The following is a 20,089-nucleotide window of genomic DNA, read 5'->3' as shown; positions in this document are numbered from 1 at the left end:
CTCCGATCAACGCAACGGTTCCACCAACCGGTCGACCACATGGGCGATGGTGACACCTTCGGCCCGCGCCGTGAAGGACAGGGCCATGCGGTGGCGCAGCACCGGCGCGGCCAGGGCGATCACATCGTCCTTGGAAGGCGCCAGGCGGCCATCCATCAGGGCGCGCGCCCGGCTGGCCAGCATCAGGGCCTGGGCCGCGCGCGGGCCGGGGCCCCAGGCGATCAGCTTGCCCAGGTCCGGGCGGCCTTCCGGGCCGGGCCGGGCCGAGCGGACCAGGTTCAGGATCCCCTCGATCACCGACTCGCCCACCGGCACCCGGCGCACCAGGGCTTGTGCCGCGGCCAGCTCGTCGGCCGACAGCACCGGCCGGGCGACCGGCTGGTTGGCGCCGGTGGTGGCGATCAGCATCCGCTTCTCGGCGTCGCGGTCGGGATAGTCGACGTCGATTTCCAGCAGGAAGCGGTCGAGCTGGGCCTCGGGCAGGGGATAGGTACCCTCCTGCTCCAGCGGGTTCTGGGTCGCCAGGACATGGAACGGCTGGGGCAGCTTGTGGCGGTGGCCGGCGATCGAAACCTCGCCCTCCTGCATCGCCTGCAGCAGGGCCGACTGGGTGCGCGGGCTGGCACGGTTGATCTCGTCGGCCATCAGCAACTGGCAGAACACCGGGCCGCGGACGAAGCGGAACGAGCGCTTGCCGTCCTCGGCCTCTTCCAGGACCTCGGAACCCACGATATCGGCCGGCATCAGGTCGGGCGTGAACTGGATCCGCCGCTCATCGAGGCCCAGGACCACGCCCAGGGTCTCGACCAGGCGGGTCTTGGCCAGGCCGGGCACGCCGACCAGCAGGCCGTGGCCGCCGGCCAGCAGGGTGACCAGGGTCTGCTCGATCACGCTCTCCTGGCCGAACACGACGTCGCCGATCGCCGCCTTCAGCTTCGAGAGCTTTTCGCCCAAACGGTCGATTTCCTGGACGAGGGCTTCGTCCGTTGCGCTGACGTTCGCCATCTTGCTCACTATATTGAGTTCGTTCGGGTAGAAGGCTAACCCGAAAGATGGCGGCGTCACCACCACGCTGTGACCCCGGTTGGCAAGGGACGGAAATGAACGACACGCCGGCGCAGGTACCCGATGCCCAAGGCCTGGCCCAGGCCGCAGCGGCCGCAGGCAAGGCGGCGCGCGGCCTGCCGCCCATCCACCTATGGAATCCGCCGTTCTGCGGCGACATGGACATCGAAATCCGCCGTGACGGTTCCTGGCACTACATGAAATCGCCGATCGGGCGGATCGCGCTGGTGCGCCTGTTCTCGACCATTCTCAAGCGTGAGGCCGACGGCCACTACTACCTGGTGACGCCGGTCGAGAAGGTGCGCATCCGCGTGGTCGATGCGCCCTTCCTGGTGGTGGGAGCGGAAATCGAAGGGGCAGGGGAGGCCCAGGTGATTCGCCTGCGCACCAATGTGGACGACCAGATGGCGATCGACGAGGCTCACCCCCTGCGGGTGGAGATCGACGCGGCAACCGGCGAGCCTTCGCCCTATGTGCGGGTCCGGGACCAATTGGATGGCTTGATCAACCGCGCGGTGTTTTATGACTTGGTGAACGCGGCCGAGGAGCAGGTCGGCCCGGAAGGCGCGCCGGTGCTGGGCGTGTGGTCGTCGGGCCGGTTCTGGCCGATCGGGCGGCTCGATGGCCGCGACATGGGGGGACAGGCAGCGTGATGCGTTCAGCAATCGAGGCGCGGCTGCGGCACACGCTGGACGATCCCCAGCTCAGCGATCCCGTCGATCCCGCGATCGGCGACTTCGATCTCAACCCGGGCATGCGCCAGTTCGTGCCCGCCGGCCGAAGCTTGCGCCGTGCCGCCGTGCTGGTCCCCATCATCGACCGGCCCGAAGGCCTGAGCGTTCTGCTGACCAGGCGGACCGAGCATCTGTCGAGCCACGCCGGCCAGATCAGCTTCCCCGGCGGCCGGATCGACCCTGAAGACGCGGGCCCGGTCGAAGCCGCCTTGCGCGAGGCGCAGGAAGAGATCGGCCTCGATCCCGGTTTCGTCACCATCGCCGGCTTCCTCGACGGCTATGAAACCGGTACCGGCTATCATGTAACGCCGGTGGTGGGCTTCCTGCGGCCCGGATTCGCGCTCACGCCTAACCCGGACGAGGTGGCGGCGGCCTTCGAGGTGCCGCTGGAATTCCTCATGAACCCCAAGAACCGCGAGCGTCACAGCCGCGACTACAACGGTGCCACCCGCTACTTCTACGCCATGCCCTTCGGCGAGCATTACATCTGGGGCGCGACCGCCGGCATGATCGTCAACCTGGCCATGCGCCTGGGCTTTACCGAAGAGATGGGGCAGGGCTGACATGGCGCGCATCGTCCTGCTCTATCTCATCGCCTTCGCCTTGCCTTTCATCGCCTATCTGTTCTGGCTGCGGTGGGAGCGGTGGCGGGCGGAGCTGCCGCCGGAAAAGCGGCCCTTGCCCTGGATCCCGCTGGCCAGCGTCGGTGTCTTCCTGGTGATCGTCGTGACCCTGGGCGAGTCCTTCCTGCGCGGCGACGATGCCAACGGCCGCTATGTGCCCGCGCATATCGAGGACGGCAAGCTGGTGCCCGGCCGGATCGAGGCGCCGCCCCATGAGCGATGGCCCGGCGAGCGATGGCCCGACCGTGGCCCCGCTCAGGCTGCCCGAAGGCGGCTGGCGCGAGGCGCGCTGGACCCGGGCCGTCGTCGCGGCCTTGACCGGCGACGGCCAGCGTGTGCGCTTCGTCGGCGGTTGCGTGCGCGATGCCTTGCTGGGGCTGGAGCCCTTCGACGTCGACATCGCCACCCCCGACACGCCGCAGACGGTGATGGCCCTGGCCAGGCGCGCCGGCCTTCACGTGGTGCCCACCGGCATCGACCACGGCACGGTGACGGTCATCGCCGATCACCATCCGCTGGAAGTCACCACCCTGCGCCGCGACGTGGAGACCGACGGGCGCCATGCCGTCGTGGCCTTCACCGACGACTGGGCGGCCGATGCCGCCCGGCGCGACTTCACCATCAATGCGCTCTATGCCGATCCCGACGGCACCTTGTTCGACCCGGTGGGCGGCCACCACGATCTGCTTGCCGGCCGCGTGCGCTTCATCGGCGATCCCGCTGCACGCCTAGCCGAGGATTATCTGCGCGCCCTGCGCTTCTTCCGCTTCCATGCCCGCTTCGCCCAGGGCCCGGCGGATGGTGCGGCCGTGGCGGCGATCCGCGCCGCCCGCGATCGGCTCGACCGCCTGTCGAGCGAACGGGTGCGGGCGGAGCTGTTCAAGATCCTGGCCCTGCCCCAGGCGGTGGCTACCATCGCCCTGATGATCGAGGTGGGCGTGCTGCCGGCGCTGTTGCCTGCCGCCCGCAACCAGGCGCGCCTTGCCCGGTTGATCGCCGCCGGGGATGGCGGCGATGCCCTGCTGCGCCTGGCCAGCCTGCTGCCCGACCGGCCGGGGGCGGGCCGCGAGGTCGCCGAGCGCCTCAAAATGTCGAATGCCGACCGCGACCGGCTGTGCGCGGCGCTCGACCCGCTTGCCCCCGACCCCGACCTGCGGCGCCTGATCCATCGCGCCGGCCGCCGCCGGGCGGTCGACCGGGCCCTGCTCGACGCCCAGCCCGATCTCGCCCGCCGGCTGGATATCATCAAGGTTCCAGCCTTCCCCCTGCGCGGGGCCGATCTGGTGAAGCTCGGCGTTCCCGCCGGCCCGGCCATGGGCGAACTGCTGGCCGCCGTCGAGGCCTGGTGGCTGGACGGCGGCCTGGCGGCCGATCACGATGCCTGCCTGGCCGAGGCCAGGCGCCGCCTGAACGGATAGGCCATCTGCCCGCCATAGCCGGCCGGCACATCGTCCGGGCTGATCCCGACCTCGTCGGCACCCAGTGGCGCCGGGCGTTCCTCGAAGGTACCGAACAACCGGTCCCAGATCATGAAGACCTCGCCGAAATTCACTTCCGCTTGCGTATAGTCGCGCTTGTGGTGGAAACGGTGAACCTCGGCGGTGCCGAGCCAGCGGCGCAGCGGCCCCACGGTGTAGTCGAGATTGGCATGCTGGAACGCCAGGTGGACCGCGGTCAGCGCCAGCCAGGCGGCGATCGCCGCGACGGGTGCGCCCAGCCCCAGGCAAAGGCTGATCCCAGGCCCCGCCATTATCAGGGCATGCAGCGGATGCCGCCGCTCGCCGTTCAGCCAGTACAGCCGCCGCGGCGCGTGATGGATGGCGTGGAAGCGCCACAGCCAGGGCACCCGGTGACTGATCCGGTGCACGGTGTAGAGCCCGAAGTCGATGACCAGCCCGACCAGCAGGATCTGAACGGCCAGGGGCAGGGCGAGGGGCCACAGCCCGGCGCTGCCGGTCACGGCGACGACCAGGCCCAGGGTGGCGGCGCTGCCATGCAACACCGACAGGTTCACCGCGTTGTGGGCGAGGTCTGCCTTCAGGTCGCCCTGGTCTGCCGCCCAGGCGACGTGATGCGGCGCCAGCCGTTCCAGCCCGGCGACGGCCGCGATGCCGGCCAGGGAGACCGCGACCATCCACGGCCAATAGGGCAGTCCCGCGCGGGTGATGGCGATGATCGCCGCGGCACTGATCCCGACCACCAGCGGATAGGCGGCCCAGCGAATGATTGTCCTGCCCATCGAAACCTCCATGACCCGACATGGACGGTACTGTGGGGCCGGGATCAGGCCGGCGGCTTGAACGAAACCGTTCGCTGGCGATCGAACAGGCTGGACGGGGAAATGCCGAAGGTCGCCCGCATGGTGCGGGTCAGGTGCGCCTGGTCGGCAAAGCCGGCGCCATGGGCCGCCCGGGTCAGATCCTCGCCGTTCAGCGCCAGGCCGATCGCCGCCTGCAGCCGCTGCCACTTCAGCCAACTGCGCAACTGCATGCCGCTCTCGGCCCGGAACAGGCGGCCCAGCCGATCGACGGACAGATCCAGCGCCCGGGCCAGGTCGCGCGGCCGCCACACCGGCTCATCGAGGGCGGCCGCCATCACCGCCTGGACCCGGGCGACCGTGCCCGCCGGCCCTCGGCCGCCGGCGGGCGACAGCACGGGAAAGGCCGCCGCCGCGACCGCCCAGGCCCGCAACGGTCCCGCCTGGCGCTGCATGGCGGCCAGGCGCTCCCCGACCGTGTCATCGAGCGTGCCGATCCGCCCGGCCAGCAACGCGCCCACCGCCTGGCCGGCGCTGCTGTCGGGATCGAGATAGGCCAGCATCACGGGCCGGCTGGTCGGCGCCAGCCGGTGGCGAAGGTCGGCCGGGATGGCCAGAGCGGCGCCGACGGTGGCGCCGCAATCGGCGGTCACCTCGATCCCGCCGCCGGCGCAGATCTGGATGGCGTGATGGCTGTGGGCGTGCTGGTCGCCGGCCAGGCCGTGGAACAGGGCGACCCCGTCGCCCAGGCGGATCTCCCCGGCCCAGCCCTGCATCCCGCTCATGACGGCACCTCGTTCAAGCCGGCTGCCTCGGGTGGCGGCCCGCTGTTGCCCTGGCTATGGTGGCTCGAGGAAATCGGAACGGGCAAGCACATGCAGTTTTCGTCACGGGTCGAGCGTCTGGGCGGCAAGGGCGCCGCGGCCTGGAACATTCATTTTCGCGGTGTCGCGGCCCTGCGTGCCGGCGAGGAAGTGATTCTGCTCTCGGTCGGCGATCCCGATTTCGACGTGGCCCCCAACATCGCCAATGCGCTGAAGGCCTCGCTCGACGCCGGCGACACCCACTATGCCGATATCGCCGGCAATCCCGAACTGCGTGCATCGGTCGCCCGCTATCACGAAAGCCTGACCGGCCAGAAGGTCGGCCCGGAAAACGTCCTGATCGTGGCGGGCGCGCAGAGCGGGATGTTCGCCTCAGCCCAGGTGCTGCTCGGTCCCGGCGACGCGGTCATCGTGCCGTCGCCCCGCTATGTCACCTACGAGGCGCTGTTCGGCGCTGCCGGGGCGGAGATCATCGACGTGCCCCTGCGGCCCGAAAACGGCTTCCACCTCGACCCGGCCGACCTCGCCGCGGCACTGCGCCCCAATGCCCGCGGCATCGTCCTGACCACGCCCAACAACCCGACCGGCACGGTGATGCGCCGCGACGAGGTCGAAGCGGTGGCCGAGATCGCCAGGCGCCACGACCTGTGGGTGCTGACCGACGAGGTCTATGCCAGGCTCGCCCATGAAGGCCCGCACATCAGCCCGGCCGGCCTGCCCGGCATGGCCGAGCGCGCGGTGACCGTGTGCAGCCTGTCCAAGTCCCACGCCATGACCGGCTTCCGCATCGGCTGGGTGGTGGGGCCGGTCAATTTCATCGAGCACCTGACCCGCCTGGTGCTGTGCATGGTCTACGGCAGCCCGCCCTTCATCCAGGCCGCGGCGATCGAGGCGATCGAGGGCGACCAGTCGGCCCAGGAAACCATGGCCGCCGCCTACAAGGCCCGCGGCCGCCTGGTGTTCGAGCGCCTGAACCAGAGCCCGCACCTCAAATGCCACCGCCCCGAGGGCGGCATGTTCGTCATGGTCGACGTCCGCCCCTCAGGGGTCAGCGCCGAGGAATTCTCCGAACACCTGTTCGTCGAGGAAAAGGTCACCGCCCTTGTCGGCGACGCCTTCGGCCCCGAAGCCGCCGGCCACCTGCGCCTGAGCATGACCTATGACCTGCCGGTGCTGGAGGAAGCCTGCCGCCGGATCCTCAAGGTGGCGGAGCGGCACGGGCGGGGGTAGAGGCGCGACGGCATCTCCCCACCGTCATTCCGGCGAAGGCCGGAATCCATTGTTGTGCAGGGCCGGGGCGGCGAACCAGTGGCGCGGCACAGTTCTCGTCTACCTCGGCCATGTATTTCGGCCCTTGCCGGGATGACGGTGGAGGGTTGGGCTGCACCCCTTCAGTGAGTCATGCAAACCAGGGACAGTGATGCCGATGACGTCTATTCATCTACTGCCTGTCGGGCCTTCGTGATGCGAAGCAACCCAGCCCCGATGGACTGGACTCGACCATCTCCAAATCGCGGATAAGAGCGAGCATCTTCTTGGGAAGCATCGATCGGAAATAGACTTTGCGTCCATTCACATAGCCAAAGACTGTCATATCGTCGTCAGGCGGACCAAAGTAGCGACCAAAAAAGATCTCCTGACGGATGTTATTGGCGCCGTGAAAGATAATGCCCCAGCGGACACCGGGATATCCGTTGCCGCCCTCGATAGGAGTCTCGGCTTGGAGAACCTCGATCAAGCGTGCCCATTCAAAAGTATTCTCTCGCAATTCCACTCGGCAGCCTATTTGGATCAAGCCATCGGGGTGCAGCACCGATCGGGTCTCTATACCGGCATCCAGGTGGAAAATGGTGGCACTGGAGAGATTACCTGATGCGATTTGCGCCATGATCTCGGTGTAGTCTTCAACCGAACTGGCCACAGCTGGATATTGGCCAACAGAACACACAAAGAAAAAGAGTCCGAGGGCAATCAATCGCATTGCGGCCAAAGTCCATCGCACGAGATTTTCCCCTGCGGTCGTCATCGTGATTTGGCGGCCGACAACATTTTTGCTTCCACTGCCACCAGAATTTCCTGCATCGAGCGCGAACTGATGTCGCCTTCAAGCGCTTCGGTGACGAGCACCTGCATCGCGCCGATCTGTTCCGCCCGCTGCTGGTCCCGCCTGATCAAATCGCGGACATAGTCGCTGGCATTGCTGTAGCGCCCGGTCCGGGCTTGGGCTTCGACCCAATCCTTCATGGCGTCGGGCAGCGAGACATTCATCGTGGCCATGGCGCACCTCCGCACTCACAAACACGCAATATTAGCAAACTTTGGCAATTTTTGGCAAAGCGAGATTGAGAGCCGGTGCTGGGGGAAGCCCGCCGGCGGATTCTCCGGGTGGCGGAGCGGCCTTACTGCGGTGCTGGTGGCGAAAGGCGCTTCGCTTCCGCTTCCAGGACGCGGTCGACGAGGAAGTAGATGCTGAACTGCTTGCCGTCTTCATCCTGCACGTCGATCTGGTCGTAGCTGTGGCCGTCCAGGTGCATCAGGGCCTGCTGCTTGGCGGTAAGACCCAGGATACGCATCAGGCTGTATTCCTCGTCCACGGAGATGACCGTGTAGGCGGTGGCCGGGGTTCGGCCGTCGCCGGTGCGGATCGAGTCGATCAGGCCCTTGGCGATCTTGAAATGCGCGGCCGCCTTGGCCTCGTCGCCAAGCTGCCGGTAGGAGATGTCGCTGATCACATGGGCGTCGATGTTGACGAAGGCCTTCTCGATGACGATTGCCGCCTTGGCAAGGGCGCCGTTCCAATCGCCGGCGCTGAAGGCTTTGAACATCTCCTGCCGCAGGCCCATGGTGATCAGGCCGGTCAGGTCGAATTCGGCGCTCTCCGAATAGGCAAAGCGCAGCGCCTGCCAATCGACTGGCTGCTCGCCCTTTTGCGCTGCCGCGACCATCGCCTTGTAGCGATCGGTCGCCGCATCTGCCGCCTGGGCACCGGCCGACGGCAGCAGAAGGACAAACAGCAGCAGGAACAGGCGGATCATGATGGCGCTCGATGTCGTGTCAGGCGTGCTTGAGCCTAGCCTGCGCACGCGCGCCGCGAAACGTGATTCCAGGGCCTCCCTGCACTGAAATGACACGCGCTTTCGGTGGCGAAGTACTGACCGCCACAATGCCACGCAACACCTTCCCGCTCTCCTGCCGGCCGGACAGCGGGAGAGTCGTGATGGGTCTCATCTTGGGGCTGGCGTGGGCCGGGCTGCCGCCTGTCGCGCGTGACGTGTTGACCTTCGGGCTGAAGGAGGCTTGGGCCTGCCTGTATGGCGGGCTGATGCTGGCCCTGCTGGTGGCGACCTATCTGTTCTTTCCGGCCGATGCCCCTCTCGCCCGCTACGATTTCCTGTTCCTGGGCGCCCTGGGGATCCAGGCCGCGCTGCTGGTCTTCAAGCTGGAGACCTTGGACGAAGCCAAGGTCATCTTCTGTTTCCACGCGGTGGGCACGGCGATGGAACTGTTCAAGACGGCCGCCGGCTCGTGGGTCTATCCCGAGGCGGCGATCTTTCGCTTAGGGAGCGTGCCGCTGTTCTCAGGCTTCATGTACGCCGCCGTCGGCAGCTATATCGCCCGGGCCTGGCGCCTCTTCGACCTGCGCTTCCACCGCTATCCGCCGCGCTGGGCGACGGTGACGCTGGCGGTTGCGATCTATGTCAACTTCTTCACCCATCACTACACGGTGGACCTTCGCCTGGGCCTGTTCGCGGCCAGCGCCGCCGCCTTCGGCCGAACCACGGTCTTCTTCACCGCCCACAGAACACACCGCCTGCCGCTGATCCTCGGCCTGGTCCTGGTGGCGCTGTTCATCTGGTTTGCCGAGAACATCGGCACCTTCACCGGCGCCTGGCTCTACCCCAACCAGCACGGCACCTGGCGGCCGGTCGGCGTCGCCAAGCTGGGCTCCTGGTACCTCTTGATGATCATCAGCTTCGTCCTGGTCTCGCTCGTTCACCGGCCCGGGCAGGTTACAGCGGCGGGGCCCGGATGTTGTCGACCAGGCAGTTGAGTGCCGCGTGGTATTCGCGCTGCCGCTGACGGGCTTCGCGCAGAATCGTCTCGAATTCAGGGATTGATGCATCAAAAACGGGTAGAGTTTCCCGCGCGTTCACAAAGGCTGGATTGTAGATTTGAGGTTCTTCGTCACTGGAACCGCTATTTGCCGACACGCCGCGAAATTCTGCCGCTTTTGACTGGCCTCTCACTTGCCTCCTGCGCAGCCGTTGGCTTGCCGGAACGGGAAGCGGTCGACGAGACGCCGCTGCCGGGAAGCGGTGTCGTCTATCTGTTCGACGGTTTGACTTTGCCGGGCGACACCTATTTCACCTCTGGCACCTACCGGATCACGCAAATGATCCGCGCCCGAGGGGTGCGCGCGCAGATCGACTATACGACCGATTGGGAAGAGGTGACCGAGCGCCTGCTCCGCGCCGATCCCGGCGCCTCGAAGCTGCCCATCGCCCTGTTCGGCTATTCTTCCGGGGCCGGCTCGGCCGCCCAGATGGCCCGCCGCCTGGGCGAGAACGGCATTCTGGTGCAGACCTTGGTGGTCATCGAGGCGGCCTTTACCCAGTACGTGCCGGGCAATGTCGCCCGTGCCGTGCATCTCTATGGCTCCGACAGCCTGTTTTCCTTTGCGAGCCCGATCGAGCCCGCCCCTGATTTCCACGGCTCCCTGGAGAATGTGCCGCTGTCGGAGCGGTTGGCGGCCGGCGCCGAGTTCGATCATTGGAGCTTCAGCCGATCCGAGGTGGTTCACACCATGGTCGTCGACGAATTGCTCGACAGTAGCGGCGTGCGCCGGCGCTGGCCGCCGGCCTAGGGCCACTTCACCTCGGGCGGGAGCGACATCAAGATCGCCTCGACATTGCCGCCGGTTTTCAGGCCGAAGGTGGTGCCGCGGTCGTAGAGCAGGTTGAACTCGACATAGCGGCCGCGCTTCACCAGTTGGGCTTCGCGCTGCTCGACTGTCCAGGCCCTGTCCATGTGGCGCGCGACCAGCCTGGGATAGACCTCGAGGAAGGCTTCGCCCACGGCGCGGGTGAAGGCGAAGTCGGCCTCCCCGTCGCCGCTGTCGAGATTGTCGTAGAAGATGCCGCCGACGCCGCGGGCCTCGCCCCTATGCGGCAGGAAGAAATACTCGTCGCACCATTTCTTGAAGCGGGCGTAGTAGTCGGCGCCATGGGCATCGCAGGCCCGGCGCAGGGCGTCGTGGAAATCGGCGGTGTCGCCTTCGTCGGGGAAGGTCGGGGTCAGGTCGCCGCCGCCGCCGAACCAGCCGATCTGGGTCTCGATCCGCCTGGTGTTCATGTGGGCGGCCGGCACCAGGGGCGAGCAGGGGTGGGCGACCAGGCTGATGCCGCTGGCCCAGAACTGGCCGCTCTCGCCAGCACCGGCGATGTTCTTGGCGAATTCGGGGCTGAACTGGCCCTCGACGGTCGAGACGTTGACGCCGATCTTCTCGAACACCCGGCCGTGCATGATCGACATGACCCCGCCGCCGCCGCCCGGCCGCGTCCAGGCCTTGCGCACGAAGCGGCCGGCGGGCCGGTCGGCGAACTGGCCGGCATGGGCACCTTCCAGGGCTTCGAAGGCGGCGCACAGGCGGTCGCGCAGATCCTCGAACCAGAGGCGGGCGCGGGTCTTCAGGTCTTGGGTCATCATTCACTCAGGCAGGAGGGCGGTCTGGCGCAGGGCCTCGTGCAGGACCATGGCGGCAGCGACCGCCACGTTCAAGCTGCGCGCACCGGGAACCAGCCCTAAGCGCAGGCGCGCGGCGGCCAGGGCGTGGACTTCGTCCGGCACTCCGGCGCTCTCTCTCCCCACCATCAGCGTGTCGCCGGGCTGGAAGGCAAAGCGGTGCGGGGCAATCTCGCCCTTGGTGGTGAGCAGGATCAGGCGCGAGCCGGCCCGGGCGCGGGCGGTCTCGAAGGCGGCGAAATCGTCGTGCCGGCGAATCGCGGCCAGCGCCAGGTAATCCATGCCGGCGCGGCGCAGCGAGGTATTCGAGAAGGTGAAGCCGCACGGTTCGATCACGTCGACGGCGACGCCCAGGCAGGCGCCTAAGCGGATCAGGGTGCCGGCGTTCTGCGGGATGTCCGGGCAGTAGAGGGCGAGGCGCATGGTCCGGGGTCTCGAAAGGCGCGGAAAATCTCATGTTCAGGGCGCCGGTGGATAGGCGCGGCCGATCGTGCGGCACTGTGTCACAAGACTTGGGGTGCTGGACAATCAGCATTTTGGATGCCACTAAGAGGGCGGATTTCTCACAGGATTCAGAGGGTCTTTACCAATGGCGACGTCCAGCTCAGCCAGCCCCGGCGCACATGGGGGGCAGGCCACCCGACGCGACTTTCTGTTCGTGGCGACGGCGGGTCTCGGCGCGGTCGCGGCCGGTGCCGTCGTATGGCCGCTGATCGACAACCTCAACCCGTCTGCCGACGTGCTCGCCCTGTCGTCGATCGAGGAAGACCTGTCCAAGATCGCCGAAGGCCAGAGCATCACGGTGAAATGGCGCGGCAAGCCGGTCTTCATCCGTCACCGGACGGAAAAGGAGATCAAGGAAGCCGAGGAAGTGCCGATGTCGGAACTGCGTGATCCGCAGACCGACGACCAGCGGGTCAAGGAAGGGCACAAGCAGTGGCTCGTCATGGTCGGCGTCTGCACCCACCTGGGCTGCATTCCGCTGGGCGAGCAGGGCGACTATGACGGCTGGTTCTGCCCCTGCCATGGTTCGCACTACGACTCGGCCGGCCGCATTCGCAAGGGCCCCGCGCCGCTGAACCTGGCGATCCCCGACTATCAATTCCTGTCCGACACCAAGATCAAGATCGGCTGAGGGCGACCGCGATGAGCTCATCAACCCCCTATCAGACCAACAGCAAGATCGTGAAGTGGATCGAGGCGCGCCTGCCGATCATCTCCACGATCGAGGGCGCCCTGGTCACCTATCCCGCCCCGCGCAACCTGAACTACTGGTGGAGCTTCGGCTCGCTGTCCGGCTTCATGCTGGTGGCCCAGCTCGTCACCGGCATCATCCTGGCGATGCACTATACGCCCGAGACGACGCTGGCGTTCTCGTCGGTCGAGCACATCATGCGCGACGTGAACTATGGCTGGCTGCTGCGCTATGCCCATGCCAACGGCGCCTCGATGTTCTTCATCGTGGTCTATGTCCACATCTTCCGCGGCCTGTACTTCGGCTCGTACAAGTCCCCGCGCGAGCTGCTGTGGTGGCTGGGCGTGATCATCCTGGTCTTGATGATGGGCACGGCCTTCATGGGCTACGTCCTGCCCTGGGGCCAGATGTCCTTCTGGGGCGCCACCGTGATCACCAACATCTTCGGCGCCGTGCCGCTGATCGGCGGCGACATCGTGACCCTGCTGTGGGGCGGCTTCTCGGTCGACAACCCGACCCTGAACCGCTTCTTCTCGCTGCACTACCTGCTGCCGTTCCTGATCGTCGCCGTGGTGTTCCTGCACCTGTGGGCGCTGCACACCTCGAAATCGAACAACCCGCTGGGCATCGAGATCAAGGGCGAACAGGACACGATCCCGTTCCATCCCTACTACACCGCCAAGGACCTGTTCGGCGTGGGCGTGTTCCTGATGCTCTTCGCCTTCTTCGTCTTCTTCATGCCCAACCACCTGGGTCACCCGGACAACTACATTCCGGCCAACCCGCTCTCGACCCCGGCGCATATCGTGCCCGAATGGTACTTCCTGCCGTTCTACGCGATCCTGCGCGCGGTGCCGGACAAGCTGGGCGGCGTCATCGCCATGGGCGGCGCCATCGCGATCGTCCTGTTCATGCCCTACCTCGATTTCTCGAAGGTGCGCTCGGCCCGCTTCCGCCCGATCTACAAGCAGGCGTTCTGGCTGTTCCTGATCGACTGCCTGATCCTGGGTTACATCGGCGCCATGCCGGCCGAAGGCATCTACATCCACATCGGCCGGATCGCCACCGTCTATTACTTCGCCCACTTCCTGATCTTCGTGCCCCTGATCTCCTGGTACGAGAAGCCGCTGCCGGTGCCGGAATCGATCGCCAAGGCGGTGTTGGGTGGCGCGGGCACGCCGGCTGGCGCCGTCGCATCGCCCGAGAAGCACGGCTGAGGGGGAGAAACATGATGCGTTCGATCACCAAGCTGGGCGCCGCCGCCCTGTTGGCCCTCGGCCTCGGTACCGGTGTCGCGGCCGCCTCGGAAGGCGGGGCGATCCCCCACGAGAGCTGGAGCTTCAGCGGGGCTTTCGGGACCTTCGACCGGGCGGCCCTGCAGCGCGGCTATCAGGTCTACAAGGAGGTCTGCGCCGCCTGCCACTCGATGCAGTACATCGCCTTCCGCAACCTCACCGACATCGGCTTCTCCGAGGCCGAGGTGAAGGCGCTGGCAGCGCAGTACGAATACCCGGCCCTGGACGAGAGCGGCGAGCCGATCACCCGCAAGGGCCTGCCCTCCGACCATTTCGTCTCGCCCTACGCCAACGAACTGGCGGCCAAGGCCGCCAACGGCGGCGCCATTCCCCCGGACCTGTCGCTGATGGCCAAGGCACGCGCCGGCGGGCCGGATTACATCCACGCCATCCTGACCGGCTATGTCGAGCCGCCGCAGGGCTTCGTGCTGAACCCCGGCTCGAACTTCAACGCTCATTTCCCCGGGCAGCAGATCGCGATGCCCAAGCCGCTGAACGACGATCAGGTCACCTATGCCGACGGCACCAAGGCGACGGTCGAGCAGATGTCCCGCGACGTTTCGACCTTCCTGATGTGGACGGCGGAGCCCAAGCTGGAAGAACGCAAGAACATCGGCGTCAAGGTCATGGGCTTCCTCGGCATCCTGACCGTGTTCCTGTACCTGTCCTATCGCCGGGTGCGCCGCAAGGTGCATGGCCACTGAGCCGCAGCCTGATCAGTAACCATCGAACGGGGAGGCCACTGGCCTCCCCGTTTCGTTATCACTGCTTCGCGGCCTGGCGCAGCGCCGTCAGGCTGGAGCGGGTGGAAATCACCTCGATGCCCAGTTTCAGGCACAGCAGGGCGGGCTTGCCCGCCGCCACCGCCGCCAGGGCCGCGTCCAGGGCGGGGGCGAATTCGGCAGTCGCCGCCACCGTCGCACCGAAGGCGCCGTAAGCCTCGGCCAGGGCCGCGAAGTCCGGGTTGGCGAGGTCGGTCGCCACCACCCGGTCGGGATAGTGGCGTTCCTGGTGCATGCGGATGGTGCCGTAGGAACCGTTGTCGACCACCACGATCAGCGGGGCCGCGCCATGGCGGATGGCGGTGGCGATTTCCTGGCCGGTCATCATGAAGCCGCCGTCACCGACGAAGCACACCACCGGGCGCCCACCCTTGCAGTCGATCGCGGCGGCAACCGCCGCCGGCACCGCGTAACCCATGGCGCCGTTGGTCGGTGCAAGCTGGGTCTTGGGGACCCGGTAACGCCAGAAGCGCTGCAGCCAGCCCGAGAAGTTGCCGGCGTCGTTGACCATCACCGCGTCGGGCGGCAACACGCGCGCGAACAGCGCCATGACCGCGTTCATGTCCAGCGGGCCGGGGCAGGGATCGGGCACCTGGCTTGCCTCGTAGTCGGCCCGCGCGGCGCGGCTCCAATCGGCCCAGGGCAGATAGGGCGGGACGGGCAGGGCGGCCGCGGCAGCCGCGAATTCGGCCATGCCGGCATTGATCGCCAGCGCCGGGCGATAGACCCGGCCCAGCTCCAGCGCATCGGCATGAACATGGACCAGCGGCATCTGCGGCACGGGAATGTTCAGCAGGCTGTAGCCCTGGGTCGCCAGTTCCGACAGGCGGGTGCCCACGGCGATGACGAGGTCCGCCTCTTTGACGCGGGCGATCAGGCGCCGGTCGACCGAGGTGCCCAACTCGCCGACATAGATGGGCAAGTCGTTGTCGACGATGTCCTGGCGGCGGAAGGAGCAGGCAGCGGGCAGGTTCCAGGCCGTGGCGAAGCGGGCGATGTCCGCCGTCGCCGCCGCCTGCCAGCCACCGCCGCCGACGATCAGCAGGGGACGTTTGGCGGCCGCGATCCGCAAGGCCAGATCGGCCATGGCGGCGGCCGGCGGCGTCGCCTGCACGGGCGTGGCCACCGGGGCGTCGGGTGCCTCCACCAGGTCGGTCAGCATGTCCTCGGGCAGGGAGATGGCGACTGGGCCGGGGCGGCCGCTGGTGGCGACCTGGAAGGCGCGGGCGATCAGTTCGGGCAGGCGGGCCGCGTCGTCGACCTCCACCGCCCATTTGGTGTTCCAGCCATAGAGCTGTTCCACCTCGAATTCCTGGAAGGCCTCGCGATGGCGCATGTCGCGGCCCACCTGGCCGATCAGCAGGATCATCGGCGTCGAGTCCTGGGCGGCCGTGTGCACGCCGATGGCGGCGTTGCAGGCACCAGGCCCCCGGGTGACGAAGCAGATGCCGACCTCGCCGGTCAGCTTGGCATGGGCCTCGGCCATGAAGGCGGCGCCGCCCTCGTGGCGGCAGACCACGGTCTCGATCGCATGGCCATGGTCGTAGAGCGCGTCGAGGGCGGCCAGATAGCTTTCGCCCGGCACCAGGAAGACGCGGCGCACCCCCTGCACCAGCAACTGGTCGACCAGTACCTCGCCACCGCTTCGCTTTGCCATGATCGCCTTCTTGGAACCGCTGAACCGGGCGGCATTCTAGGCACAGGGCGGCGCTTGTGCTCTATTTTGTCGGGCATGGCAGATCGGCGCGGCATGAGATGGCAGGACACGGTTTTCCCCTTCACCGGCGCGGCCTGCTGGGCCTTGGCGTCCTGGCCCTGCTCAGGCCTGCCACGGGCTGGGCGGAACCGGCCCTGCCCGCGCAGGACCTCAAGATGATCGGCAAGGCCAAGGTGGTGGAGGTGGTCGACGGCGATACCGTGCGCCTCGACAATCGCGAGCAGGTTCGCCTGGTCGGCACCCAGGCGCCCAAGCTGCCGCTCGACCGGCCCAACTTCAAGAAGTGGCCCTTCGCTGACGAATCCAAGGCCCGGCTCGAAGCGCTCTGCCTGGGCCGCAGCGTCACCCTCCATGCCGGCGGTGCCGAGCGGGATCGCCACGGCCGTGTGCTCGCCCATCTGGCCTGCGACGGGGTCTGGCTGCAGGGCGCGATGATCGAGGGCGGCTTTGCCCGGGTCTATACCTTCAAGGACAACCGCGCCCTGGCGGACCGCATGCTGCCGCTCGAGGCTTCGGCCCGGACCGACAAGCGCGGCTTGTGGGCCGATGCCACCTATCGCGTCCGCCGGGCCGACGATCCCACCCTGATCGAAGCGGTGGACGGCATTCCCGGCTACCTGATCGTGCAGGGCAAGGTGCGCAAGGTGGGCAGCGCCGGCGGCCGCTGGTTCCTGAATTTCGGCGCCGATCGAACAAGCGACTTCACCGCGACCGTCGCCCCCGACGATGCCGAGGCCTTCGCCGGGGTGGACCTTGCCGGTTACGCCGATCGCGTCCTTCAAGTTCGCGGCTGGCTCGAGGCGCGCAACGGCCCCTCGATGGACCTCACCCACCCCGAGCAGATCGAGATCGTCGCGCGGGACTAGGCTTCGAGCCAATCGGCCAATTCACCGTCGGGCGTGAAGCAGGCGGCGTGCAGCTTGCCGCCGAAACCGCAACCGCCATCGATGGTGGCGCGCCGGTCGCCCATGGCGACGCCGGCACCGGTACGGTCGAAGCCGCGGACGATCAGGCGGAAATTGCCGTAGGTCGTGTTGGGCGTGTCGAAGCAGGCGCTGCCGCCCCACCAGAAGGTGTCGCGCTGCTCGCTCAAGGGGCGGCCGGTATCGAGGCCTGCATTGACGAACAGCAGCCCGTCGCTGGAGGTCGCGGCATAGCGGCGCAGGCTGGACAGGATCTCGTCATGGCCGGGGCGGCCGTGGATCGCCTGCAACAGGCGATTGGTCCAGCGGGTGATGGCCAGGGCCCCGTCGCGGCAATGGCCGAAGCCGGTGTCGGGATCGATGCCGTAGCTGCGGATGGTGGCGCCCACGCCCTGGCTGAGCACCCAGTGCAGCACCTCGCGCGGGTTGGGCGCGAACTGGAGCTGCGCCAGCTTCACCCACATTTCCTCCTGCGCCCCGCGCAGGTGGATCACATCCCAGGGTTCGGCGCCGGGCAGGGACAGGGCATGGCGCCGGAAGGCGAGGACTTCGTCGATGGTTTCGATCGCGCGGGCGCCGTGACCGATCATGTTGCCGAGGTAGACGAAGCGGTCGCCGGTGACGATCCTGCCGGCAAGCTGGTCGTGAACGGCGATCAGCCGGTTCAGATCGGCGTGGATGGCGCCCAGGCACCAGACCCGGCGGGCCCGGTCGATCCGGCCGTAAATCTCGCTATGTGCGCCCGCCATCACCGCCATGGTGTCTTCCCGAACGCTTGATCCGCGTGCCACCCCGGAAATCGTCGAACCAGAATCGCCAAAAGCCGATTCTCTGCGGAAAGAATACCACGATTGGGTTTGTCTTCGATGGCGGACCACTATCTGTGGGGGCCAATAATGAAAAAAGGCAGGCCGAAGCCTGCCTTTTCATGCGCCGGGGGCGGCCGCGGTATCAGGCCGCGCGCAGAACCTTTTCCAGGCGCTGCACGGCCGCATCCTCGTCGATCTTCTCGACGGCGGCGACCTCGCGGGCCAGGCGATCGAGCGCCGCCTCGTAGATCTGGCGCTCGCTGTAGGACTGCTCGGGCTGGCCGGCGTTGCGGTGCAGGTCGCGCACCACCTCGGCGATCGAGACCGGGTCGCCGGAATTGATCTTGGCCTCGTACTCCTGGGCGCGGCGGCTCCACATGGTGCGCTTCACGCGCGCGCGGCCCTTCAGCACGCCCAGGGCGGCCTTCATCTTGTCCGGGCTCGACAGCTTGCGCATGCCGACCGCATGGGCCTTACCGAAGGGAACGCGCAGGGTCATCTTGTCCTTGTCGAAGACGATGACGAACAGTTCGAGTTCGATACCGGAAATCGTTTGGGCCTCGACGGCCACGATTTTGCCGACACCGTGCGCCGGGTAGACAATGTGATCCCCGACAGCATACTCGGTCTGCGTCTTCTTCTTCGCGATGACAGCCATTTGTTCGTCCCATCCTTAGACGTTAGACAGTTTACCAGCGTCCGGTCGAAGTCGTCGGACCTCGAGCCGTCGTGGCAAACACCTGAGCCCTTAGGCGATGCAGGATTTCCAGGCCCGGCCAATTGCCTGACCGGGCCTGGAAATCCTGCCACTTGAAGCCTCAAAACCTGCCGGCGAGCGCCGCCATTCGGGTTGAATGGGCAGCATCCCCGCAGGGACCGGCCGACATGATTATTTGTATCATGCGGCGCGGCGAAAATGAAGCCGCTGTCACATTAAGTCTTGACAGGGGACCGCAAAAATTTCAGCCGAAGGCTCCGCGCCAGGGCCTAAGCTATTGATTGAAATATACGAATCAGGATCACGGGGCGTATTGCCGCGTAGCCATGCGCGGCCGCCATGGCGCAACGCCGGCCATGCAGGCCTGGCATAACGGCAAAAGTCACGATTCCAGCCTCGTCATCCCGGCGAAGGCCGGAAATGACGAGGCAGGGGACACCATGAGCGTGGCGTCGAGGTCAGACACCCTTGCCGGGGTTGGGCGAGAAGTGCTTGTCCAGCTTGTCGGCAACGCCCTTCCACTCGTCGGCATCGGGCGGCGCGTCCAGCTTGCGGGTGAGATTGGGCCACTGGCTGGCGTAGTCGCGATTGAAGCTCGCCCATTTTTCCATGCCGTCCTCGGTGTCGGGCAGGATCGCCTCGGCCGGGCATTCAGGCTCGCACACGCCGCAATCGATACATTCGTCGGGATTGATGACGAGCATATTCTCGCCTTCGTAAAAACAATCCACCGGGCACACTTCGACGCAGTCGGTGTACTTGCACTTGATGCAGGCTTCGGTGACCACGTAGGTCATGGTTAAATTCTCCTCCTGGGCCACAGGCCCGCGGAACGTTCGGCCGTCGGGGGCGTCAGCTGTCGAGGCCTAAGCGCCGACGCACCCTCTTTCGCGCGGCACCGCTCGACTTGTCATCGACATAGATCAAGCCGGCGATGCGCCGCATCAGGTTGGCTTCCAGGTTGTGTTCGATGCCGTCGGCATAGACCACTTCCCACAGCCATTCCATCAGCTTTTCGCGGTCCTCGAACGGCATCGTGTCCTTCACGACGCGGGTGAACCGCAGAAGCTGAGTTGACTCCGCCTGGGCCGCGGAGGCCGTCGCGATCAATTGCCGCGCCTGCTCCGGCCCCAGGCCGAACTGCCGGATCAGAATGCCTTCGATCGCCGCGCGCTCTACCTCGTCAATGTGGTCATCCATCGACGCGGCATCAAGCAGCAACGCCGCCGCAGCGATCCGCAATTCGCTCGCGGCATCTGGCGACGCCGTCTCGCGCACAAGGAAAGACTTCAGTAAATCCAGCACGCGCCTGCGTAACACGCGGCCTGGATTACAACAACCCTTTGCAGTTTACGGGATTGTACGCCGTTGTTGGTGCCATAGAAAAAGGCCCGGCACACGGGGT

General features: G+C 66.8%; 23 protein-coding genes and 1 pseudogene. 11 read left to right on the top strand and 13 right to left on the bottom strand.

Annotated elements, in window-relative coordinates; genetic code table 11:
- Positions 1-6 precede the first annotated feature (6 nt).
- On the bottom strand, positions 7-1,005 hold the full coding sequence (locus D3874_RS13310; RefSeq protein WP_119782280.1) for an AAA family ATPase: 999 nt from the start codon (positions 1,003-1,005) through the stop codon (positions 7-9).
- A 95-nt stretch (positions 1,006-1,100) separates the two neighbouring features.
- Here D3874_RS13310 and D3874_RS13305 point away from each other — a divergent pair, with 95 nt between their 5' ends.
- From D3874_RS13305 to D3874_RS13290, 4 genes and pseudogenes are all read left to right on the top strand, one after another.
- Entirely contained in the window at positions 1,101-1,718 is a 618-nt protein-coding gene (locus D3874_RS13305) for a DUF1285 domain-containing protein (RefSeq protein ID WP_119778518.1), read from the top strand.
- The gene (locus D3874_RS13300; RefSeq protein WP_119778517.1) at positions 1,718-2,362 is read left to right on the top strand and encodes a CoA pyrophosphatase; all 645 of its coding nucleotides are present in this window, start codon (positions 1,718-1,720) and stop codon (positions 2,360-2,362) included. Before D3874_RS13305 ends, D3874_RS13300 begins: the two co-directional genes overlap by 1 nt.
- 1 nt (position 2,363) lies before the next feature.
- Positions 2,364-2,606, top strand: a pseudogene (locus tag D3874_RS32005) (DUF6111 family protein); the annotation flags it as partial.
- A gap of 28 nt (positions 2,607-2,634) precedes the next feature.
- Positions 2,635-3,840, top strand: coding sequence for a CCA tRNA nucleotidyltransferase (locus D3874_RS13290; RefSeq protein WP_119778515.1), 1,206 nt, complete (start codon positions 2,635-2,637; stop codon positions 3,838-3,840).
- Here the strand turns inward: D3874_RS13290 and D3874_RS13285 are convergent.
- Both D3874_RS13285 and D3874_RS13280 read right to left on the bottom strand, forming a co-directional pair.
- A complete protein-coding gene (locus tag D3874_RS13285) occupies positions 3,795-4,661 on the bottom strand; it encodes a sterol desaturase family protein (protein ID WP_199699051.1) in 867 nt (288 codons plus the stop codon). The genes D3874_RS13290 and D3874_RS13285 overlap by 46 nt on opposite strands.
- A 44-nt stretch (positions 4,662-4,705) precedes the next feature.
- A complete protein-coding gene (locus D3874_RS13280; RefSeq protein WP_147385654.1) occupies positions 4,706-5,464 on the bottom strand; it encodes an AraC family transcriptional regulator in 759 nt (252 codons plus the stop codon).
- Here D3874_RS13280 and D3874_RS13275 point away from each other — a divergent pair.
- The gene (locus tag D3874_RS13275; RefSeq protein WP_199699050.1) at positions 5,369-6,733 is read left to right on the top strand and encodes a pyridoxal phosphate-dependent aminotransferase; all 1,365 of its coding nucleotides are present in this window, start codon (positions 5,369-5,371) and stop codon (positions 6,731-6,733) included. The genes D3874_RS13280 and D3874_RS13275 overlap by 96 nt on opposite strands.
- Positions 6,734-6,944: 211 nt before the next feature.
- Here the strand turns inward: D3874_RS13275 and D3874_RS13270 are convergent, their stop codons facing one another.
- From D3874_RS13270 to D3874_RS13260, 3 genes are all read right to left on the bottom strand, one after another.
- Positions 6,945-7,529 carry a hypothetical protein gene (locus D3874_RS13270; RefSeq protein ID WP_147385653.1) on the bottom strand — a complete coding sequence of 195 codons (585 nt, stop codon included), beginning with the start codon at positions 7,527-7,529 and terminating at the stop codon, positions 6,945-6,947.
- A complete protein-coding gene (locus D3874_RS13265) occupies positions 7,526-7,780 on the bottom strand; it encodes a type II toxin-antitoxin system ParD family antitoxin (protein WP_119778511.1) in 255 nt (84 codons plus the stop codon). The genes D3874_RS13270 and D3874_RS13265 overlap by 4 nt, the downstream gene beginning before the upstream one ends.
- Before the next feature lie 122 nt (positions 7,781-7,902).
- On the bottom strand, positions 7,903-8,538 hold the full coding sequence (locus D3874_RS13260; RefSeq protein ID WP_119778510.1) for a DUF4919 domain-containing protein: 636 nt from the start codon (positions 8,536-8,538) through the stop codon (positions 7,903-7,905).
- Between the two features lie 182 nt (positions 8,539-8,720).
- On the opposite strand from D3874_RS13260, the gene D3874_RS13255 reads away from it, so the two are divergent.
- Positions 8,721-9,554, top strand: coding sequence for a DUF817 domain-containing protein (locus D3874_RS13255; protein ID WP_119778509.1), 834 nt, complete (start codon positions 8,721-8,723; stop codon positions 9,552-9,554).
- Positions 9,555-9,773: 219 nt separating this feature from the next.
- Entirely contained in the window at positions 9,774-10,367 is a 594-nt protein-coding gene (locus D3874_RS13250; RefSeq protein ID WP_119778508.1) for an alpha/beta hydrolase family protein, read from the top strand.
- Here the strand turns inward: D3874_RS13250 and hemF are convergent.
- Positions 10,364-11,206 carry an oxygen-dependent coproporphyrinogen oxidase gene (gene hemF, locus D3874_RS13245; protein ID WP_233559934.1) on the bottom strand — a complete coding sequence of 281 codons (843 nt, stop codon included), beginning with the start codon at positions 11,204-11,206 and terminating at the stop codon, positions 10,364-10,366. The two genes, D3874_RS13250 and hemF, sit on opposite strands and share 4 nt — an antisense overlap.
- A gap of 3 nt (positions 11,207-11,209) precedes the next feature.
- The gene (locus tag D3874_RS13240) at positions 11,210-11,668 is read right to left on the bottom strand and encodes a tRNA (cytidine(34)-2'-O)-methyltransferase (RefSeq protein WP_119778506.1); all 459 of its coding nucleotides are present in this window, start codon (positions 11,666-11,668) and stop codon (positions 11,210-11,212) included.
- A 166-nt stretch (positions 11,669-11,834) separates the two neighbouring features.
- On the opposite strand from D3874_RS13240, the gene petA reads away from it, so the two are divergent.
- From petA to D3874_RS13225, 3 genes are read left to right on the top strand one after another with little or no spacing between them, the layout of a single operon-like run.
- The gene (gene petA, locus D3874_RS13235) at positions 11,835-12,380 is read left to right on the top strand and encodes a ubiquinol-cytochrome c reductase iron-sulfur subunit (protein WP_119778505.1); all 546 of its coding nucleotides are present in this window, start codon (positions 11,835-11,837) and stop codon (positions 12,378-12,380) included.
- Positions 12,381-12,391: 11 nt separating this feature from the next.
- Positions 12,392-13,657: a cytochrome b gene (locus tag D3874_RS13230; RefSeq protein WP_119778504.1), complete on the top strand. Its 1,266-nt coding sequence runs from the start codon at positions 12,392-12,394 to the stop codon at positions 13,655-13,657.
- A gap of 11 nt (positions 13,658-13,668) precedes the next feature.
- A complete protein-coding gene (locus D3874_RS13225) occupies positions 13,669-14,439 on the top strand; it encodes a cytochrome c1 (protein WP_119778503.1) in 771 nt (256 codons plus the stop codon).
- A gap of 58 nt (positions 14,440-14,497) precedes the next feature.
- Here the strand turns inward: D3874_RS13225 and D3874_RS13220 are convergent, their stop codons facing one another.
- Entirely contained in the window at positions 14,498-16,174 is a 1,677-nt protein-coding gene (locus D3874_RS13220) for a thiamine pyrophosphate-binding protein (RefSeq protein ID WP_119778502.1), read from the bottom strand.
- 98 nt (positions 16,175-16,272) lie between these two features.
- Between D3874_RS13220 and D3874_RS13215 the strand changes: the two genes are divergently transcribed.
- Positions 16,273-17,100: a thermonuclease family protein gene (locus tag D3874_RS13215; RefSeq protein WP_119778501.1), complete on the top strand. Its 828-nt coding sequence runs from the start codon at positions 16,273-16,275 to the stop codon at positions 17,098-17,100.
- On the opposite strand, the gene D3874_RS13210 is transcribed toward D3874_RS13215, so the two are convergent.
- From D3874_RS13210 to D3874_RS13195, 4 genes are all read right to left on the bottom strand, one after another.
- Positions 17,097-17,915 (bottom strand): hypothetical protein, encoded by an 819-nt coding sequence (locus tag D3874_RS13210; protein ID WP_233559933.1) that lies wholly within the window; start codon positions 17,913-17,915, stop codon positions 17,097-17,099. The two genes, D3874_RS13215 and D3874_RS13210, sit on opposite strands and share 4 nt — an antisense overlap.
- 193 nt (positions 17,916-18,108) lie before the next feature.
- Positions 18,109-18,624 (bottom strand): CarD family transcriptional regulator, encoded by a 516-nt coding sequence (locus D3874_RS13205; protein ID WP_119778500.1) that lies wholly within the window; start codon positions 18,622-18,624, stop codon positions 18,109-18,111.
- 518 nt (positions 18,625-19,142) lie between these two features.
- Positions 19,143-19,481, bottom strand: coding sequence for a ferredoxin FdxA (gene fdxA / locus D3874_RS13200; RefSeq protein ID WP_119778499.1), 339 nt, complete (start codon positions 19,479-19,481; stop codon positions 19,143-19,145).
- 55 nt (positions 19,482-19,536) lie between these two features.
- On the bottom strand, positions 19,537-19,989 hold the full coding sequence (locus D3874_RS13195; protein WP_158595991.1) for a tellurite resistance TerB family protein: 453 nt from the start codon (positions 19,987-19,989) through the stop codon (positions 19,537-19,539).
- Positions 19,990-20,089 lie beyond the last annotated feature (100 nt).

The sequence above is a fragment of the Oleomonas cavernae genome, from assembly GCF_003590945.1.
Lineage (GTDB): Bacteria > Pseudomonadota > Alphaproteobacteria > Zavarziniales > Zavarziniaceae > Zavarzinia > Zavarzinia cavernae.
This window is presented reverse-complemented; position numbering and strand designations above follow the sequence as displayed.

Coding starts and splice junctions, on each gene's coding strand:
- D3874_RS13310 (WP_119782280.1), bottom strand. CDS start 1,005: ATGGCGAACGTCAGCGCAACGGACGAAGCCCTCGTCCAGGAAATCGAC.
- D3874_RS13305 (WP_119778518.1), top strand. CDS start 1,101: ATGAACGACACGCCGGCGCAGGTACCCGATGCCCAAGGCCTGGCCCAG.
- D3874_RS13300 (WP_119778517.1), top strand. CDS start 1,718: ATGCGTTCAGCAATCGAGGCGCGGCTGCGGCACACGCTGGACGATCCC.
- D3874_RS13290 (WP_119778515.1), top strand. CDS start 2,635: ATGAGCGATGGCCCGGCGAGCGATGGCCCGACCGTGGCCCCGCTCAGG.
- D3874_RS13285 (WP_199699051.1), bottom strand. CDS start 4,661: ATGGGCAGGACAATCATTCGCTGGGCCGCCTATCCGCTGGTGGTCGGG.
- D3874_RS13275 (WP_199699050.1), top strand. CDS start 5,369: ATGGCTGTGGGCGTGCTGGTCGCCGGCCAGGCCGTGGAACAGGGCGAC.
- D3874_RS13280 (WP_147385654.1), bottom strand. CDS start 5,464: ATGAGCGGGATGCAGGGCTGGGCCGGGGAGATCCGCCTGGGCGACGGG.
- D3874_RS13270 (WP_147385653.1), bottom strand. CDS start 7,529: ATGACGACCGCAGGGGAAAATCTCGTGCGATGGACTTTGGCCGCAATG.
- D3874_RS13265 (WP_119778511.1), bottom strand. CDS start 7,780: ATGGCCACGATGAATGTCTCGCTGCCCGACGCCATGAAGGATTGGGTC.
- D3874_RS13260 (WP_119778510.1), bottom strand. CDS start 8,538: ATGATCCGCCTGTTCCTGCTGCTGTTTGTCCTTCTGCTGCCGTCGGCC.
- D3874_RS13255 (WP_119778509.1), top strand. CDS start 8,721: ATGGGTCTCATCTTGGGGCTGGCGTGGGCCGGGCTGCCGCCTGTCGCG.
- hemF (WP_233559934.1), bottom strand. CDS start 11,206: ATGACCCAAGACCTGAAGACCCGCGCCCGCCTCTGGTTCGAGGATCTG.
- D3874_RS13240 (WP_119778506.1), bottom strand. CDS start 11,668: ATGCGCCTCGCCCTCTACTGCCCGGACATCCCGCAGAACGCCGGCACC.
- petA (WP_119778505.1), top strand. CDS start 11,835: ATGGCGACGTCCAGCTCAGCCAGCCCCGGCGCACATGGGGGGCAGGCC.
- D3874_RS13230 (WP_119778504.1), top strand. CDS start 12,392: ATGAGCTCATCAACCCCCTATCAGACCAACAGCAAGATCGTGAAGTGG.
- D3874_RS13225 (WP_119778503.1), top strand. CDS start 13,669: ATGATGCGTTCGATCACCAAGCTGGGCGCCGCCGCCCTGTTGGCCCTC.
- D3874_RS13220 (WP_119778502.1), bottom strand. CDS start 16,174: ATGGCAAAGCGAAGCGGTGGCGAGGTACTGGTCGACCAGTTGCTGGTG.
- D3874_RS13215 (WP_119778501.1), top strand. CDS start 16,273: ATGGCAGGACACGGTTTTCCCCTTCACCGGCGCGGCCTGCTGGGCCTT.
- D3874_RS13210 (WP_233559933.1), bottom strand. CDS start 17,915: ATGGCGGTGATGGCGGGCGCACATAGCGAGATTTACGGCCGGATCGAC.
- D3874_RS13205 (WP_119778500.1), bottom strand. CDS start 18,624: ATGGCTGTCATCGCGAAGAAGAAGACGCAGACCGAGTATGCTGTCGGG.
- fdxA (WP_119778499.1), bottom strand. CDS start 19,481: ATGACCTACGTGGTCACCGAAGCCTGCATCAAGTGCAAGTACACCGAC.